Below are 579 nucleotides of genomic sequence, written 5' to 3'. Positions count from 1 at the left end.
AAAAAATGAAGATCTAATAGAACGGATAGCAATGTGTGGCTATCCCGAGGAGGTGAGTTCCCTCGTAAACAAAAGGACTGTGGTTACTAAAAGTAAAGGAAAGCTGCATTTCATCGAATTCAACCATGACACATTGGCGGAACAGGGTATCGTGTACGCCCGAGAGCATAAGGAAGAATTGGCAAAAGCACTAAGTCTCGACAATCACAGTCTAATAAAACTTTTGAATACCCTCGCCGGTAACAGTTCTCCAAACGGTGTACTTATACTTTGGCTATGGCTGCATACTGAATTGCAAATGCCTATGCACGATAAAGCCATAAAACAACTAATGAAAGTGCTGAATAATGATCTCGCCAATGCAACTGGCCCTGTATTCAAGGCAGTTCTTCTTGCGTTACCATCACAGGATTTGAGAAAGAAGCTTTGTCGGTTCGCATTGGAACAGCCGAGCTTTTTCAGCACGCTGCCTGATTCGATAGTCAGCACGGCGCTGAAAAAGGCGGGGGCGGAGCCAGCAAAAACAGCGGCGGAAATAATCCTGTCGCAAGACGATTTTTTCAGCACGCTGCCTGATTC

1 protein-coding gene is annotated in these 579 nt (G+C 45.3%); it reads left to right on the top strand.

The features are described from left to right. Positions 1 to 52: 52 nt before the first annotated feature. Positions 53 to 579 (top strand): hypothetical protein (locus ACYQ2W_RS26535; protein WP_459874120.1); only part of this gene is annotated, 527 nt, incomplete at its 3' end.

This window comes from Endothiovibrio diazotrophicus (assembly GCF_054657215.1).
This window is presented reverse-complemented; position numbering and strand designations above follow the sequence as displayed.